The following is a 14,911-nucleotide window of genomic DNA, read 5'->3' as shown; positions in this document are numbered from 1 at the left end:
GCTTGATCGTCTGGCAGCTTCGCTTTCATATTGCAGACGGTCCCCTATATACCGCCAACAGTCCAAAGACGTCGGCAGTGATCGGCCGGCAGCCATCCAGCCGGTCTTCCGAATTCGAAAGCAACGGGAGAAAGGAATGTCTTCTGCCCTGCAAACGGAACGCTGGCCCGAACTGCCCTATGCGGCATGGAGGCCGACCTATGAGACGCTGCATCTGTGGACGCAGATCGTCGGCAAGATCAGGCTCATGCGCGAGCCCTGGCTGAACCATTCCTGGCAGGTCGCGCTCTATGTGACGGCGCGCGGCCTGACCACCTCGCCCATGCCGGCCGGCGCGCGGGCCTTTCAGATCGATTTCGATTTCATCGACCATGTGCTTTGGATCAGAACCAGCGACGACCATATGCGCCAGGTGATGCTCGCGCCGAAGCCGGTGGCGGAATTCTACGGCGAGGTGATGGAAGCATTGATCGAACTCGGGCTCGGCACGCCGATCGATACGCTGCCCTGCGAGATACCCGACGGCATCGTTTTCGACCGGGACAATGTCCATACCGCCTACGATCCCCTGTATGCCAACCGTTTCTGGCGCATCCTTTTGTCGACGCAGGCGGTGTTTTCGCGATTCCGCACCGGTTTCCTCGGCAAGGTCAGCCCGGTGCATTTCTTCTGGGGCGGCTTCGATCTCGCCATGACGCGCTTTTCCGGCCGGCACGCGCCGCTGCATCCAGGCGGCATTCCGCGCCTGTCCGATACAGTGACCCGCGAAGCCTATTCGCATGAGGTGAGCAGCGCCGGCTTCTGGCCGGGCGGCGGGGTGATCGACTACCCGGCCTTCTATTCCTATGCCTATCCAGGGCCGGAAGGCTTTTCCGCCGCATCCGTCCAACCACGCGAGGCGTTCTTCTCGCAGGACTTCGGCGAGTTCCTGCTGCCCTATGATGCCGTGCGCATGGCCCCCGACCCGGAAGCGACACTGATGGCGTTCCTGCAGAGCACCTATGAGGCGGCGGCCGATCTCGGCAAATGGGATCGCGAAGCGCTCGAATGCGCCCTCGGCACCCCCTGCCGGCCGAGGACCGTTTAGCAATTCGCGAGGTGGCGCTCGATGGCAAAGGGTTTGTGCACATCGGACGAATTATCGCGCCAGCGTGGCATGATGCGCAAATCGCGTGCGTATCCGATTGGAGAATCCTATGACCGGCATGGAAGCTATTTTCCGAAACAAGAGGGTCGACACCAGCCGCCTCATCCCCTTCGGCTTCGTCAGGAGCCGCGGAAAATACGCCTATTCCACGCACGTCTCCGGTGGCCGGTATGAAATGACGATCACCATTACGCCAGCGGGCGGGGTGACCGTGCACTTGATCGATGCACATACGAAGGAACCTCACTCGCTCCACAAAGCCCCGGAAGGCACAGGCGAAGACGACCTCGAACTCATCCGGGAATACGAAGGTGTCCTCTCCCGGATCGCCGAAGCCTGTTTCGACCATGAGATATTCAGGAGCGAGATCGCAAAGCGCCTTATCCAGCATGTTCGCGATACCTACCGGGATGAGTTGCAGTTCCTTTGGGCGAAATTTCCCTACAACGCGGTTTTCCGGCGACAGGACAACGGAAAATGGTACGCCGCGCTCCTGGTCGTCAAAGCAAACAAGATCGGGCTTGGCGGAGACGACGAGATCGAGATCATCGACTTCAGGGTGAAACCGGAATACCTGAGCAACATCATCGATGGCGACAGCTATTTCCCCGGATACCACATGAACAAGAAACACTGGGTGACGGCACGACTCGACGGTTCGGTGACCGCCGAAGAACTGTGCAGCCGGATCGACGAAAGCTACGAGATCGCGGCAAGGCCGTAAACCTGCTGCACAGCGCTTCCGCGGATGCCGGCATTGGCAAGTGCTCTTGAAGGGGCCGTCGGCCTATTCCGGTAAGAACCCTCCAGTCCTATCGGTTGGGCAATAGACTCTGGAGCATATCCGGACGGCCTAGCGCCCCTGAAATCATATTCACTAATTTAGAATAAAATACATGACATGAGACATCGCGCGCCCGCCCAGGATGGGGTCAGAGGTCAAGCGCGGTGTTGGGTCAAGCAGCCTCACCGAATGCTTCGAATGCAGCAGAGGCGACCATAACTCCAAGATGTTCGATTTCGACGTCGTGGATCCCGTGCTCGCGAAGGCTGCCGATCGTGCGAAACAGGTAGTCTGCCGAAGATCCCCAGCTTCCCTCCGCAATGGCCAGGCGCCTGACCTTCTCTTGCAGCGATATGCCTCCGGCATAGTTGTCGTGTCCTTGGTCGATCGTGAAGATGATCGCAGCACCGAACTTTTCACCGCCATCCCCGATCAAGTCAGTCCAGATCGGGTTGTAGCCACCAACCAGCATTTCACGGCTCCACAGGATGGGAAGCTCGGACGAGACGTCGCGCTCGTCGATCCGATAGGCAACGCCCTTGCAAACACCGCCACGGTCAAGACCCAGCACCAGTCCGGGTTGACCCGGCGTACCACGTCCGACCGACATCGATAGGCAGAACGACCGATGCCAGCCATGAATCTCTGCCACTCGGCGTTCCGAGATTCGCAACGCCGGATTCCAGATCAACGATCCGTAAGCGAAAATCCAGAGATCACCCGCTGGCCGGCTCTTCATGAATGTGTCAAGCGACGTGCGGCGCTGCTCGTCCGACAACAGTCGAACGTCCGCCGCATCCCTGTGGACGAGAGACGCTGCACCACCCCTGACCAACAATTCGCGGGTCAGGATCGTCGCGCCTGGCGACACCACTGAGATTGCCGGATTGGTGAATTGAGCCTTATGCATGATACGTCGCGCCTTCGTTGCTGGCGGCGGCTTCTCCGCGGCCTTTACGCGACTTTCCTCGAAGCGGTGCCCCGCAGCACTCCGTTTGCTATCCGCAAATCGGGAATGAGCCTCGGCGAACGGATTTCGAAAAATCAAATGACAGCGCCGCACCGCCATTTTCGCGGTGCGGCGATTCCCATGTGCCCCTGCGCGGGCTTTCACTTTGAGAAGGGTGCCCCAGATATGAACCAGAGAGACAATCCTGTTGAAGGTTTCCTCAACGCTTAGATGCAACTCGCATCGCGCCGGTTCTGACTCATGCCTCGTTATCGCCCTGACGAGAGAGACATATAGATCATGAATCTCGCACCCAGAGGAAACTTCTTCCAAAATCTGGAGTTCGACGGCGCGCATTCCCATGCGGCAGGCAGATACACGCTTGTCGATTACACAGTCCGGCTCACCTGGAAAACCCGTCCCCGAGCGACAGGGCGTGTTTCCTTGATGAACCGGCGCCGCGCCAAGTGCGGCGCCGGCATCGCGTGATCACCGCGCGTCGTGGAAAATGATCCCGACGGTGTGGCGCATGCCGGAGCGGACGCGGCTGACGCCATGGCGCAGGTTCACGCGATAGTTTCCCTTCGTCCCCTGGACCGGGCGATTGTGAACTGCGAAAGCAACGGCATCACCCTGGCGCAGCGGCACGACTTCGACGCGGCTCTGCATGCGCGGCCGCTGTTCGGTCAGTGCGAACTCGCCGCCCGTGAAATCGCGGCCCGGCTCGGACAGCAGGATCGCCACCTGGATCGGGAAGGCGAGATCGCCATAGAGATCCTGATGCAGGCAGTTGAAGTCACCGGAGACGTACTGCAGCAGGAGCGGCGTCGGCCGGACCTGGCCGGCATCGTGGCACTGCTTCAGGAAAGCGGCGTGTTCGCCGGGGAACCGCTGGTCCAGCCCCATCCGCTCGTTCCAGCGATTGGCGACACCGGCAAGGGGCGGATAGAGGGCCGTGCGGATACCGCCGATGATATCTGGAAGCGGATACTTGAAGTAGCGATATTCGCCCTTCCCGAAGCCATGCCGCGCCATGATGATATGGCTGCGGAAATGGCTCGTATCGGGATAGAGCGCAGCGAGGCCGCGGCACTCCTCCGCCGAGAGAAGGTTGGGCAGGACGGCGCAGCCATAGCTGTCGAGCTCGCCGGCCAGCGCCTGCCAGTCATAGGCGGCAATCCGAGCCTCCGCGGGTACATCCGCGGAGGCCGGAACCATGGTGTTCGCAGTCCCGTTCATGCCCGGGCTTCCTTCTCGATGAGGATGCGCTTGCGCTCGAGCCCCCAGCGATAGCCGGCAAGGCCGCCGTCACTTCGCCGGACGCGGTGGCAGGGGATGGCCAACGCGATCGGGTTGGCGGCGCAGGCGGTAGCGACGGCGCGCGGATGGGAAAGCGGGCTCACCCAGCGGGCAAGCTCGGTGTAGCTCACCGTCCGGCCGGTGGGTATGGTCCGCAACTTCTCCCAGACGCGGCGCTGGAACGGCGTGCCGCGCATGTCGAGCGTCAACTGCAAACCGTCGGAGGGTTTCGCGAGATAGCGCAGGACCCTGGCGACATCGTCCTTCACAGCGCGCTCGTTCGGAACGAGCGTCGACTGCGGGAAGCGGCCGGCAATATCCTCCACCAGCACCTCTGCATCATCGCCCAGCAGGATCGAACAAACGCCCTTCGGGCTGCGTGCGACCAGCACCTTGCCCATTTCGCAGTTGGCGATCGCATAAGAGAGAACGTCAGCGGTCACCGGAATTGCATTTTCCTGCGGATCGGACCGCAGCATATCGATATTGATCATGCGGTTCATCGTCGTATCTCCTTGTTCGAACCTCATGATCGAAACTACGACCTTCACCGCGCCCTCGAACTCCGATCCTTGTTTTCAAATCGAAGTCTTGTTGCGAGAATGAATGATGGCGGGCGTTTGTGCGCCCGGCCTATCGATCGGCCATCGCCTATTTCGCGTCGTGGAAAATGATGCCGAGCGTATGGCGATGCCCGGAGTGCAGGCGGCTGACACCGTGACGAAGGTTCACGCGCGCGGTTCCCCGCGCGCTTTTCGCCGGCCGGTGGTTGACGGCGAAGGCTACCGCATCGCCCTGCCGAAGCGGAACGACCTCCGCCTTGGAAAGGCCTCGCGGGTTCTGTTCGACGAGCAGGAATTCCCCACCGGTGAAATCCTGCTCCGGCTCGGCCAGCAGGATCACAACCTGCATGGGAAATGCGAGATCGCCATAGAGATCCTGATGCATGCAGCAGTAGTCGCCCGCACCATATTCGAGCAGCAACGGCGTCGGCCGCTTCTGGCCGGCGCGATGGCAAAGGTCGAGATAATCGGCATGCTCGGCCGGATAGCTGGTATCGATGCGCATCCGCTGGTTCCAGCCATTGGCGATCGGCGCCAGACGACGGTAGAATGCGGTGCGCAACTCGCCGACGAGATCCGGGAGGGGATAGCTGAAATACTGGTATTCGCCCTTGCCGAATGCGTAGCGCGCCATGACGACGCGGCTGCGGAAGAGATCGTTCTGCGGATAAAGGGCCGTGAGCGCCTCGCATTCCTCAGGCGTCAGCAACTGCCGGGCGACAGCCGAACCGCCGCCGGCGAGATCTTTCGCCATGCGGTCCCAATCGACCCGATCCACGCGCTCGGCGGGGGAAAGGTTCTCGGCTTGAAGAATTGTCATCGTCAGGTCTCCGTCGCCTACAGGGCCGCGTCGTGGAAGATGATGCTGAGCACATGTTGCCGGCCCTCGCGAACCTGGCTGAAGCCATGGCGCAAGTTGACGCGATACGTGCCTCGCGTGCCCGTTACAGGGCGGTTCGAGACGGCAAACACGACGGCGTCGCCCTTTCCGAGAGTGACGACCTCGGGACGGGTTTGCATGCGCGGGCGCTGCTCGGTGATTACGAACTCGCCACCGGCATAGTCCGCCCCGCGTTGCGAGAGCATGATCGCGACCTGAAGCGGAAACGCCCGCTCGCCGTAAATGTCCTGGTGCAGCAGTGTTTGCTGCCCGGCGGCGTGCTCCAGCATCATCGACGTTGGAATGGTCTGGCCGACACGATGGCAGGTCTCGAGATAAGCCTCATGGGTGATCGGGTAACGTTCGCCGATCTCCATTTTCTCGTTCCATGCGTTGGCGATCGGCGCCAGGCGCGGATAGATGGCCGTCCGCAGGCTGGTGACGAGCGCCGGAAGCGGATAGCGCATGTAGCGATAATTACCATTGCCCCAGGCGCGCTGGTCTTCCACAGCAGGGACACGGACCAGCCAGGAGCTGCTGAAGAATTCCGCGGCGGCGACACACTCGTCGTCGGACAGCAGGCCGGGGAGAACGGCAGCGCCGTAGGCATCGAGATCGCCCGCGATGCGGTCCCATGGATAGCGCGCGATACGCTCGATGTAACCCGCGAACGGGACATCGGGCCGATCGTGGTCCAGTTGCATTTTCATGATCGTGTTCTTCCGGGATAAGCGGCGAGAGAGCGGCGCTGAGTGACGCCTTGCCCTATCGAGCACTTTCGACCCGCGCTCACACTCCGATTCATACTTTCAAACTGCGATGGCCGGCCGCCATCGCGAGAAAACATCTCCTCGCCGCACGCGGGAGACGCACGGCGCTTTCGGCGGGCAATCGGTCAAGCGAGCCTGATGATCGTGGTTTCCGTGAGCAAGTAGGTTTCACCGGTTGTGAAACAGACCTCGATCTCTCCATTGGCGAGCGCGGCCCATTCCGCGTAGCCATCAGCCACGAGCTGGCCGATATATCTCATGACGAGCGCCTTATCCGGATTGTCCCGGGCAAGCGCAACGAGGGCGTCGGCAGCCGCTTCCGTTCCGGGTAGCCTGCGCCGGCTCGCCTTCGCATCGAATCCGCCGCGCGAGAACATAAGCCTGGATATCCTTGTCCTTGTCGTTGCGGCTGTCCGATCCTGAACGACCAGAAATCCGCAGGTCGACTTTCCGATTGATAGCACATCTGGCACCAAGATTGTTTCAGCGGCACTCCGGTTATTGTCGTCAAACCGAAGGAATATTCGAAACTTACAGCGCTCCCCGGAACGTTAGATTGATCCGCATCCGCCCGACGGTCTCATGAAGGCCCTCCTTCAATTCGGGTACGCCGTGATAGAAGAGCCGCGACGGGCCGCCCCAGACCGCCACGTCACCATGCCGCAATGCATATTTCTTCACGGGATCGTTCCGCTTCAGACCACCGAACTGGAAGGTCGCCGGCAAGCCGAGGGAGACCGACACGATCGGATTGGCAAAGTCCCGTTCATTCTTGTCCTGATGCAGCGAGAGACGAGCACCGGACTCATAGCGGTTGATCAGGCAGGCGTCGGGGCGAAAATCCGGGTAACCTGCCCGCGTCGCTGTCTCCACTGCCAGATCGAGGAAGCAGTCCGGCATGGCCGGCCAGGGACGGCCTGTCTCCGGGTCGTTGCGATCGTAGCGATAACCGGTGCGATCCGTGACCCAGCCGGCCGCGCCGCAATTGGTCATCGCCACCGACATGGTGAAGCCGCCGGGCGTGACCATGTGCCGGAAGGGAGACTGGCCGGTGATATCGCCGAGCGCCACGAGCAGGTCTTTCTCATAGGCAAGCGCTGCACCGCGCAACAGCATGGCGCCTTCGGCCATGTTTTCGACGGAGAGTTCGGTCGGGGCAAGCATGTCAAATAGATCGGGCATATCAGGGCCTATCCGGTGTCGCATTGATCGAGGGATGAAGGACGGGCTCGTAGCCCTCAAAGAGTGCCAGGAGCGTCGATGGCGGTGTCAGCAGCCAACTGGCATCATGGAGAACCACTGGCCGGTCGTAGCCCCCGACGGTCCAGCGATATGCAAGGCCGGTGCGCAGCGTATATGCCTCCCCCTCCGTGGCGACGACAACGCCGTCAGGCAGCTCCGTCAGCAGATACGGATTTGGATGCATGCGCTGACGGCCGCGTTCCCACCGCTCCGCATGCAGCACGGAATCCATCCGCGCGGCCAGGCTCCGAGGCTCGTTCCTCGCGGCGACCCAGCACGCGCGAAATCGTTCCGCGGCTTCGCGTCGACACAGGAAACAGGGACGATGACCGGCGGCCAGCGCCACAGCCTCGTCAAGGAAGAACAATTCCGTCCAGCTTCGCAGGGCCATGACGCTCCGACGGCGCCCTTTGAAGTCGCACGAACAGATAAGCCAGGCGTGTGTCGCCCAGCGCTTTCGCAGCAGCGTCTTCGTGGTGGGATCGTGGATGATGCCGCGATTGCCGGTGAACAGGCCCCGCTGGGAGATGGCAACGATGTCGCCGAAAGGGGTTACGCGATTTTGAAGCGGCATGACACTCTTCCCGGCCCTTTTAGGCAAGCACATTTCCGCGCTCGCGCGGGATGCGCCAAAGGTACCAGGCAGCGACCGTACGATGCGGCGACCATGCTTTTGAGATCTCGCGCAATTCCTTCGGTTTCGGCTGCCCGGGCAACGATTTCAGGACGCGATAGCCTTCCCGAACACCAAAGTCGTCGACGGGCAAGACATCCATCCGTTCCAGCGAGTACATCAGCAGCATCTCGACGGTCCAACGGCCGACGCCTTTTATGGTGACCATGCGCTCGATCAGCGTTTCGTCATCCATGGTGGCGGCGACGGCGCGAGTCGGGATCAGGCCGTCCATCGTCCCCTGCGCAATCGCCTTGATGGTGGCGATCTTGCTGACAGAGAAGCCAGAAGTTCGAAGCGTATCGAACTCCATTGCGATGAGGTCTTCCGGGGTTGGGAAATCACGCCCCTCGAAAAGGCCCTTCAGACGGCCAATGATCGCATCGCCGGCCTTGGCCGTCAGTTGCTGATAGGCGATTGCCCGCACGAGCGCCTCATAGGGTTCGCGGGCGGCCTTGGGGTCGTGCCGACAAGGGCCGATCAGGTCGATCAGCCTCGCCCAGTCATCATCGTGGCTCGCGAGGAAAGCGACGGATTCATCGTAGCGGGTATGAAAGTTCATTCAGATACCGCCCCGGCAATGGTGAGCTGATTTCGATTTGCCGCTCCGCAGTCCGAAAGCGGCGCGAAAGCGTCGATATTCCGATCCTTATGCATTCTGCGATGCCTCCCGATCGAGAAGCTGGCGCTTGCGATCGACGCCCCATGCATAGCCCGACAACGCCCCGTCATTGCGCACCACGCGATGGCAGGGAATGGCGACCGCGATGTTATTGGCGGCGCACGCTCCGGCAACCGCGCGCACCGCGGTCGGCGACCCGATGCGCCGCGCGACCTCCGCATAGGACACACGCGCGCCGACCGGGATTTCCTGGAGCGCTTGCCAGACACGACGCTGGAAGGCCGTGCCACGGACATCGAGCGGAAGATCGAGCCCGATGCCCGGATTCTCGACGAAGCCGCAGACGCGGGCGATCAGCGCCTCGTATTCGCGGTCCATGCCAATCAGCCGCGCCTTCGGAAAGCGGTCCTGAAGATTACGGACCAACGCATCCGGATCATCGCCGAGCAGGATCGAGGCCACGCCCCTGGTGCTGGAAGCGACGAGAATCGCACCAAGACAGGACTGGCCGACCGCGAACTTGATTTCCTCGTTCGCGCCACCGGTCCGGTATTGCGTCGGGGTCATTCCGAGCATACCCGTGGACTTCTCGTAGAAGCGGCCGCTTGAATTGTAGCCGGCGTCATAGATCGCCTCGGTGACGCTGGCGCCCGTCTCCAGACCCTCGCGGATTTTCTTCGCACGGCTCGCCGAGGCATAGGCCTTTGGCGTCAAGCCCGTTGAAGCCTTGAAGACGCGGTGGAAATAGCTCGGACTGCGGTCGACCGCAGCCGCCAGCTCTTCCAGCGATGGCTCCTCCTCGCGCTCCTCGATGAGGCGGCAGGCTTTCGCGACCAGCGCGGCGTTTTCGCATTCGAGCGAAAGGCCCTCGGGGTTGCACCGTTTGCAGGGGCGATACCCTGTCGCCCGCGCGCTCTCGATCGTGTCATGCAACATCACGTTTTTCGGGTTTGCCGTGCGGGACGGGCACGAGGGGCGGCAATAGACACCCGTCGTCGAAACAGAATACCAGAGCGCACCGTCGGCGGTCTTGTCGCGGGCAACGATGCGCGCCCAGCGCGGGTCGTCGGCAACAGGCAGAGCCGACTTGCGAGATATCTTCATTGGCTGGATGTCCTGTTCCATTGTCTTTCACTCGCATTTGATCTGGTGCCAGCTTGCTCCAGAACCAAAGCCGGCCGCACTCCGATCCTTGCTCTCAAATCGAACAGTCAACCACCCGATATCGAGCGAATATCAAGCGCCCGGCCGATGCCGGCAACGCATTGCATCCGTGCCGAGGGCACAACCTCGGAGAAGGAAAGGAAAATGGCCCGAAGACCACGTCGCTATCACCCGCGACCGCGTTACCCGAGCCTTGGTGGCTTCCTGGGGCCGCCGTTGGACGTCCCGCGACCGCTCCAGGTGCAAAGCGAAATCGCCAGAACGATCACGAGAATTGCTAGAAGGGCGTTACCGGACGCTGGCATGGAACATCCCTTCCGACTGCAGCGGAAATGGCATTGCGCGAACGCCACCCGAAAAACTCTCGGCGGTAGCGATATGGTTTGCCAGCCCGCTCCTGGTATGAATGGCTTTTCGGAGCGCGCTGCTCGACGTTGCGTGCGTATAGGGGAAGAAGATCACATCTACCCCGACTGCTCCGAATTCGCGTTCGAGTTCGTCACCTTTCTCGGTCCCACGCCAATCGTCCCCCTTGAAGAGCACGTTGAAGCGCAGATCCCGCCAGATTTCGAGCTTGTCGTTCGTCATGGCCGGGTGGGCAGCATCGACAAAACTGATGTTTCCGACGATCTCCAATCGCTCCTCGAGCGGAATAACAGGTACGACGCCCTTATGTTTCGCCAGAATCTCGTCCGACACCACCCCGGCGATCAGGTAATCACACTGCTCTCTGGCGCGACGCAACAGATTCAGATGGCCGATATGGAAAAGATCGTAGGCTCCGGGCGCATAACCGATGCGTATCATGGCGGTGCTTCCTCGTCGTAACAATGAAGATCAATGCATTGGTTTTACCGCTGTCCGTTTCCTTGAGCGCTCCGTATCCTGTTCTGAAATCAACAATTCCCGGGAACTCAGAGGCCGCCAAAACAATCGAGGCCCGCGCCGGGGCGCGAGCCTCAATCCTCCCTTCGAAAGGCACCGGCCCTTGGGCGGGCGGATACCGGTTCGATCAGGCTTTCTTGATCAGCCCGAGCTGCATCATCGCCGTCAGGCCGTCGTCCAGGCCGTTCTCCTCGACGATCAGGCCCTCGACCACCTTCAGCACGGTCTTGCCGGTGAAGTGCATCTTGCGGCCGGTTGCGGCGGGAAGACCCTCATAGCCCGGAAGGACATCGTTCCAGGCAGCGCCGGTCTGCGTGCCGCCGCCTTCCCACTGGCCGACCACATAGTCGCCCTCGGCGATCAGGTCTGCGGTGCCCCAGAAGTTAAGGTCGGGGAACGCGGCGCGGAAGTCGATCATGAACGCCTTGATGTCGGCACGGCCGCGGCGCGGCTCATGCAGCGAATAGTGGAGGAGCATGTCGGGATGCGCGATCTCGTCGATGACGGCAAGGTTGACGTCCTTGCCCCAGAATTCGGTGAACCAGCGCACGACGACGGCCTTGTTGTCTTCTTCCTTGCTCATGGAAAAGTCCTCTCTTCAAATCTGGGACCATCGAAACCGCTCGATGACCTGGCGAGAGGGATATTGGAGCTTGCCGAGCGCCAAACTCCGTTTCATGCCTTTGAATCGGAAACGATTTTCTGCCTTCGTTTTTCAGTTTTTCGAATTCGAAGGCAAGAAACGGAGTGCCGGCGAAAGGCCGGATCGCAACGTGGAGTCATGCTTTCAAAGACCCCATACGGCTACAAGGTAGCCTTCCGCATCAAGAATGACGTCGGCGTGACGATCGAGATGCTCCCCGAAGAGGAGACGCTCGATACATGGACCGAAATGCTGACAGTTCAAGTGATGCGCAACGTCAACGGTTATACGCTCGACAGCTTCTATGCCGGCATGAAAGAGGGGTGGATGGAGATGTGTTCTCGCGGCTCGGTGCAAATCATCGAGCAAGGGCATGAGGGTCTACAGCCGACGCTGATCTGGTCGCAGATCTGCGCGCTCAACAGGGAAGCGGGCCAGCCGGAAAATACCTGGTTCAAGCTTTCCATACCCAACGGCGTTCTGGTCCTGGTGCAGAAGGCCTTCAGATTCACGCCCACCGATGACGATATCGCCACCTGGCTGGACTTTCTCCGCGATGTCCGTGTCGACCATCGGCTACAGGCGCTGCACTGACGTTCGCCTGCTTCCTGCCGGTGGTTGTGTCCGGACCTCACGGCACAGCACCTACCAGCCCGGATAGAGTGCATAGAGGCGCGTCCAGTCCTCAAAAGCGCCAGCGGCGATTAAGCAGGCGATGACGTCGGCAGCATGCCATGTGCATGGAACCCGCCGCAGCCAGACATTGTCTTTCCCCGCCCTGTAGAGCCAGACGATGGACGCGGCCATCATCTGCCGCTCGTCCGGCATGTGACGATAATCGGCGCGCCACTGCTCCATTCCGACAGGAATCACCTCGTCGCGGTGGAAGTCGTAGCCGGTCGGCCTGATCGAATGATGATAGGGTGCATGCCCGTCGTCACGGAAAAGCGCGCCCAGATCGTATCGCGCGATCACGTCCCGCAAATGGAAATCGAAGGGCCTCGTCACGCCGGGGGTCGGCCGAAAAAGATCGGCATCGAGGATACCAGAAAGGCGACCGATATCGGCTTCGTCCAGTTCGAGCCGCGCGGCCACCAGCCGCGTCAGGCGATAGCCGGGAAACCGCTCGCGGGCAGCGACGACGGATGCAAGCGACAACTGGATGACCTCCAGTGGTTCGGGAAGATCACTCCCCGGCCCCGCCAGCGGCGAGATCGCGGCCTGCTCCTCACGCAGCGCACCCTTCAAAAACATGTCCATATCCGACATCTAGCGTTCCACCCCATGCTGTTCACGCGCCAAAAGCGCCCGCTTGCGGCGCACACCCCAGCGATAGCCGGAGATCGAGCCATCCTTCTTGATGACGCGATGGCACGGCACGATCACTGCGATCGGATTGTTGGCGATCGCCGCGGTCACTTCTCGCGGATCGCGTGACCCCAGTTTGGCGGCCAAAGCCCCATAGCTGGTCGTCTGCCCCGCCCGAATTTCCCGCAGCATCATCCAGACCTGCACCTCATAAGATGTGCCGCGGAGATCAAGCGGCAGGCCGCAGTCGGAGGCCGGATCGTCGATGACGCCGGCCACAACCTCCATCACGGCAGCCAGCCCGTCCTCGCTACGCTCAAGTTCAGCTTCCGGAAAACGGATGCGCAATGCGTCTTCCATCGCCGCGTGCATTGAACTGAATTCGAGGGCGACAAGACCCTTCTCGGACATAGCGACGACAAAGTCGCCAAGGGAGCTGATCCCCCACGCAAAGCGAATAATCTCACGCATCGTTTTTACCTTCCAGGCTCATTGCGGGATGAACATAGAAGCGGCCGCGGCGCGCCGATCTCCGAACCTTGCTTTCAAATCGAATATCGGTCGTCGGATCTCCTTGGGTGCCTGCTGCTATTTTCGATTTGAAGGCAATATTCGGAGCGCGGCCTCCCGAATAGTCACCGTATCGTCGGCGTTCAAATCCAGATGGAGTTGCGCATGGACGCCCCTGATATCTACAACCCACAAGAGCTCGGCCGCCGTCAGCAGATGGCCGATGTTCGGCGCCAGCGCGAAGTCGCGCGCCGAGCAGTGCTTCGGCAGCTCCTCGACAGGCAGAGGCAGGCGCTCGAATTGAAGACCTGGATAAGCGCTTGTCTCCGGCAGGATAGCGACACGACCTCCCCGGAATTCCAGAGAATGATCGAATGGGCATCCGGCCAACTGGAGGAGCTGGAACGCGCGCTCAGGCCGGAGCGGATAACAGAGGCGCTGCAGGCGCAAGGTCTGTTCCCGGAAACAGACCCTCTCTACGACCAGAAGGGGGAGCCGCCCCAGGTCACATCTGGGGTCATTCCTCCGCACTCAGGCACATCAATGCGGTTTGACAATCGAATCGGGAAAATGCGAGGGAGGAAAATCCATGATGACGTTGTTGCGTGGTTTGCATGCTATTGCCGCTCAGCGTGGCGATGGCCTGCGCCCCGAACTGTTTGAAGCGGCTTTATCGGCACCTGAAAGCGCGGATATCGATCAAGCCCCACGTCCCAGCGGCCACGATACGAAGCCGTGCATCATGATAGCTGTTCTGATCCCCAAAAAACTGGACCGCTCTTAACTGGAGTTTTCTGTGGTAATTTCCCGGCTGGGAACAAGAGCGGAAGCATGAAGGCATCGAAGTTTTCGGACGCCCAGAAGGCGTTTATTTTGAAGCAGGGCGATGATGGCGTGCCAGTGGCAGAGATCTGCCGGAAGGCGGGTATCAGCCAGGCGGCCTATTTCAATTGGCGCAAGAAGTATGCGGGCCTGTTGCCCGATGAGATGCGCCGTCTGAAAGCTCTGGAGGACGAGAACTCCAGGCTCAAGAAGATTGTCGCAAATCTGACGCTGGACCGCGAGATGCTGCAGGATGTTATCCGCCGTAAGCTCTGAGGCCTGTCCGCCAGCGAAAACTGATCGACGGGATGCTGGTGGATTGGGGCATATCGATCCGACGGGCGTGCAAGGTGGCGCAACCAGTCCGTCATCGTGATCGGAGCCGGAAAACTCCAGCTCCCGGCGGTCCAAGCTTTGGGCTCAGAGCAGTACCGCCGGCAAGTCCGAGCACGATGCGGTGCAGGGACATTTCAACATAATGACGTTGCCACTGAATCGGGACGACGAAAGCGCATTTCAGCTGGCGGCCTCCCGGATCGCTTCATATCAATAGCGTCATAATGACGTCGCCAACATCATGGCGTCGATGGATGTGATCGACATCATGCAACAGCAGTTTGTCGCTTCCGCCCAGAACGATATGATGGCCC

Annotated in this window: 19 protein-coding genes and 1 pseudogene; 5 read left to right on the top strand and 15 right to left on the bottom strand. The window is 60.7% G+C overall.

Translation table 11 applies throughout. The annotated features are described in order from the left end of the window. The first annotated feature begins 136 nt into the window (after positions 1-136). Both DSD28_RS19190 and DSD28_RS19185 read left to right on the top strand, forming a co-directional pair. The gene (locus tag DSD28_RS19190) at positions 137-1,087 is read left to right on the top strand and encodes a DUF5996 family protein (RefSeq protein ID WP_119258046.1); all 951 of its coding nucleotides are present in this window, start codon (positions 137-139) and stop codon (positions 1,085-1,087) included. A gap of 109 nt (positions 1,088-1,196) precedes the next feature. Continuing rightward, positions 1,197-1,871 (top strand): MmcQ/YjbR family DNA-binding protein, encoded by a 675-nt coding sequence (locus DSD28_RS19185; protein ID WP_119258045.1) that lies wholly within the window; start codon positions 1,197-1,199, stop codon positions 1,869-1,871. 232 nt (positions 1,872-2,103) lie between these two features. On the opposite strand, the gene DSD28_RS19180 is transcribed toward DSD28_RS19185, so the two are convergent. The 12 genes from DSD28_RS19180 to DSD28_RS19125 form a co-directional block, all read right to left on the bottom strand. Further along, positions 2,104-3,237: a gamma-glutamylcyclotransferase gene (locus DSD28_RS19180; RefSeq protein ID WP_205536218.1), complete on the bottom strand. Its 1,134-nt coding sequence runs from the start codon at positions 3,235-3,237 to the stop codon at positions 2,104-2,106. A 132-nt stretch (positions 3,238-3,369) separates the two neighbouring features. Then, the gene (locus DSD28_RS19175) at positions 3,370-4,119 is read right to left on the bottom strand and encodes a 2OG-Fe(II) oxygenase (protein ID WP_119258043.1); all 750 of its coding nucleotides are present in this window, start codon (positions 4,117-4,119) and stop codon (positions 3,370-3,372) included. Continuing rightward, the gene (locus tag DSD28_RS19170; protein WP_119258042.1) at positions 4,116-4,682 is read right to left on the bottom strand and encodes a methylated-DNA--[protein]-cysteine S-methyltransferase; all 567 of its coding nucleotides are present in this window, start codon (positions 4,680-4,682) and stop codon (positions 4,116-4,118) included. The genes DSD28_RS19175 and DSD28_RS19170 overlap by 4 nt, the downstream gene beginning before the upstream one ends. Before the next feature lie 148 nt (positions 4,683-4,830). Next, positions 4,831-5,562 (bottom strand): 2OG-Fe(II) oxygenase, encoded by a 732-nt coding sequence (locus DSD28_RS19165; RefSeq protein WP_119258041.1) that lies wholly within the window; start codon positions 5,560-5,562, stop codon positions 4,831-4,833. A gap of 17 nt (positions 5,563-5,579) precedes the next feature. Next, on the bottom strand, positions 5,580-6,326 hold the full coding sequence (locus tag DSD28_RS19160; protein ID WP_205536222.1) for a 2OG-Fe(II) oxygenase: 747 nt from the start codon (positions 6,324-6,326) through the stop codon (positions 5,580-5,582). A gap of 191 nt (positions 6,327-6,517) precedes the next feature. Continuing rightward, positions 6,518-6,769 (bottom strand): hypothetical protein, encoded by a 252-nt coding sequence (locus tag DSD28_RS19155; protein ID WP_119258039.1) that lies wholly within the window; start codon positions 6,767-6,769, stop codon positions 6,518-6,520. 154 nt (positions 6,770-6,923) lie between these two features. Beyond that, positions 6,924-7,574, bottom strand: a complete 651-nt coding sequence (gene alkB / locus DSD28_RS19150) for a DNA oxidative demethylase AlkB (RefSeq protein ID WP_119258038.1) — start codon at positions 7,572-7,574, stop codon at positions 6,924-6,926. Position 7,575: 1 nt separating this feature from the next. Continuing rightward, positions 7,576-8,208 carry a hypothetical protein gene (locus tag DSD28_RS19145; protein WP_119258037.1) on the bottom strand — a complete coding sequence of 211 codons (633 nt, stop codon included), beginning with the start codon at positions 8,206-8,208 and terminating at the stop codon, positions 7,576-7,578. Between the two features lie 19 nt (positions 8,209-8,227). Then, positions 8,228-8,869: a DNA-3-methyladenine glycosylase family protein gene (locus tag DSD28_RS19140; RefSeq protein ID WP_119258036.1), complete on the bottom strand. Its 642-nt coding sequence runs from the start codon at positions 8,867-8,869 to the stop codon at positions 8,228-8,230. Positions 8,870-8,956: 87 nt separating this feature from the next. Next, a complete protein-coding gene (ada, locus tag DSD28_RS19135) occupies positions 8,957-10,054 on the bottom strand; it encodes a bifunctional DNA-binding transcriptional regulator/O6-methylguanine-DNA methyltransferase Ada (RefSeq protein WP_119258035.1) in 1,098 nt (365 codons plus the stop codon). 327 nt (positions 10,055-10,381) lie between these two features. Next, positions 10,382-10,900: an adenylyltransferase/cytidyltransferase family protein gene (locus DSD28_RS19130; RefSeq protein WP_119258034.1), complete on the bottom strand. Its 519-nt coding sequence runs from the start codon at positions 10,898-10,900 to the stop codon at positions 10,382-10,384. A 205-nt stretch (positions 10,901-11,105) separates the two neighbouring features. Then, entirely contained in the window at positions 11,106-11,561 is a 456-nt protein-coding gene (locus tag DSD28_RS19125) for an ester cyclase (protein ID WP_119258033.1), read from the bottom strand. Between the two features lie 198 nt (positions 11,562-11,759). Here DSD28_RS19125 and DSD28_RS19120 point away from each other — a divergent pair, with 198 nt between their 5' ends. Beyond that, positions 11,760-12,215, top strand: coding sequence for a hypothetical protein (locus DSD28_RS19120; RefSeq protein ID WP_119258032.1), 456 nt, complete (start codon positions 11,760-11,762; stop codon positions 12,213-12,215). A gap of 51 nt (positions 12,216-12,266) precedes the next feature. Here DSD28_RS19120 and DSD28_RS19115 read toward each other — a convergent pair whose 3' ends face one another. From DSD28_RS19115 to DSD28_RS25995, 3 genes are all read right to left on the bottom strand, one after another. Continuing rightward, positions 12,267-12,890 carry a hypothetical protein gene (locus tag DSD28_RS19115; protein ID WP_119258031.1) on the bottom strand — a complete coding sequence of 208 codons (624 nt, stop codon included), beginning with the start codon at positions 12,888-12,890 and terminating at the stop codon, positions 12,267-12,269. After that, positions 12,891-13,400, bottom strand: coding sequence for a methylated-DNA--[protein]-cysteine S-methyltransferase (locus tag DSD28_RS19110; protein ID WP_119258030.1), 510 nt, complete (start codon positions 13,398-13,400; stop codon positions 12,891-12,893). It abuts the gene before it with no gap. Between the two features lie 117 nt (positions 13,401-13,517). Further along, a complete protein-coding gene (locus DSD28_RS25995) occupies positions 13,518-13,889 on the bottom strand; it encodes a hypothetical protein (RefSeq protein WP_162911467.1) in 372 nt (123 codons plus the stop codon). A gap of 139 nt (positions 13,890-14,028) precedes the next feature. On the opposite strand from DSD28_RS25995, the gene DSD28_RS25990 reads away from it, so the two are divergent. Further along, complete coding sequence (locus DSD28_RS25990; RefSeq protein ID WP_162911466.1) at positions 14,029-14,223, top strand: hypothetical protein; 195 nt, start codon at positions 14,029-14,031, stop codon at positions 14,221-14,223. Positions 14,224-14,270: 47 nt separating this feature from the next. After that, positions 14,271-14,608: pseudogene (locus DSD28_RS19100) on the top strand (transposase); the annotation flags it as partial. Positions 14,609-14,911 lie beyond the last annotated feature (303 nt).

The sequence above is a fragment of the Shinella zoogloeoides genome, from assembly GCF_003574625.1.
Lineage (GTDB): Bacteria > Pseudomonadota > Alphaproteobacteria > Rhizobiales > Rhizobiaceae > Shinella > Shinella zoogloeoides_A.
This window is presented reverse-complemented; position numbering and strand designations above follow the sequence as displayed.

Excerpts from the sequence above, each read along its gene's own strand:
- DSD28_RS19190 (WP_119258046.1), top strand. The coding sequence starts at position 137 with ATGTCTTCTGCCCTGCAAACGGAACGCTGGCCCGAACTGCCCTATGCG.
- DSD28_RS19185 (WP_119258045.1), top strand. The coding sequence starts at position 1,197 with ATGACCGGCATGGAAGCTATTTTCCGAAACAAGAGGGTCGACACCAGC.
- DSD28_RS19180 (WP_205536218.1), bottom strand. The coding sequence starts at position 3,237 with ATGCGCGCCGTCGAACTCCAGATTTTGGAAGAAGTTTCCTCTGGGTGC.
- DSD28_RS19175 (WP_119258043.1), bottom strand. The coding sequence starts at position 4,119 with ATGAACGGGACTGCGAACACCATGGTTCCGGCCTCCGCGGATGTACCC.
- DSD28_RS19170 (WP_119258042.1), bottom strand. The coding sequence starts at position 4,682 with ATGAACCGCATGATCAATATCGATATGCTGCGGTCCGATCCGCAGGAA.
- DSD28_RS19165 (WP_119258041.1), bottom strand. The coding sequence starts at position 5,562 with ATGACAATTCTTCAAGCCGAGAACCTTTCCCCCGCCGAGCGCGTGGAT.
- DSD28_RS19160 (WP_205536222.1), bottom strand. The coding sequence starts at position 6,326 with ATGCAACTGGACCACGATCGGCCCGATGTCCCGTTCGCGGGTTACATC.
- DSD28_RS19155 (WP_119258039.1), bottom strand. The coding sequence starts at position 6,769 with ATGTTCTCGCGCGGCGGATTCGATGCGAAGGCGAGCCGGCGCAGGCTA.
- alkB (WP_119258038.1), bottom strand. The coding sequence starts at position 7,574 with ATGCCCGATCTATTTGACATGCTTGCCCCGACCGAACTCTCCGTCGAA.
- DSD28_RS19145 (WP_119258037.1), bottom strand. The coding sequence starts at position 8,208 with ATGCCGCTTCAAAATCGCGTAACCCCTTTCGGCGACATCGTTGCCATC.
- DSD28_RS19140 (WP_119258036.1), bottom strand. The coding sequence starts at position 8,869 with ATGAACTTTCATACCCGCTACGATGAATCCGTCGCTTTCCTCGCGAGC.
- ada (WP_119258035.1), bottom strand. The coding sequence starts at position 10,054 with ATGGAACAGGACATCCAGCCAATGAAGATATCTCGCAAGTCGGCTCTG.
- DSD28_RS19130 (WP_119258034.1), bottom strand. The coding sequence starts at position 10,900 with ATGATACGCATCGGTTATGCGCCCGGAGCCTACGATCTTTTCCATATC.
- DSD28_RS19125 (WP_119258033.1), bottom strand. The coding sequence starts at position 11,561 with ATGAGCAAGGAAGAAGACAACAAGGCCGTCGTCGTGCGCTGGTTCACC.
- DSD28_RS19120 (WP_119258032.1), top strand. The coding sequence starts at position 11,760 with ATGCTTTCAAAGACCCCATACGGCTACAAGGTAGCCTTCCGCATCAAG.
- DSD28_RS19115 (WP_119258031.1), bottom strand. The coding sequence starts at position 12,890 with ATGTCGGATATGGACATGTTTTTGAAGGGTGCGCTGCGTGAGGAGCAG.
- DSD28_RS19110 (WP_119258030.1), bottom strand. The coding sequence starts at position 13,400 with ATGCGTGAGATTATTCGCTTTGCGTGGGGGATCAGCTCCCTTGGCGAC.
- DSD28_RS25990 (WP_162911466.1), top strand. The coding sequence starts at position 14,029 with ATGATGACGTTGTTGCGTGGTTTGCATGCTATTGCCGCTCAGCGTGGC.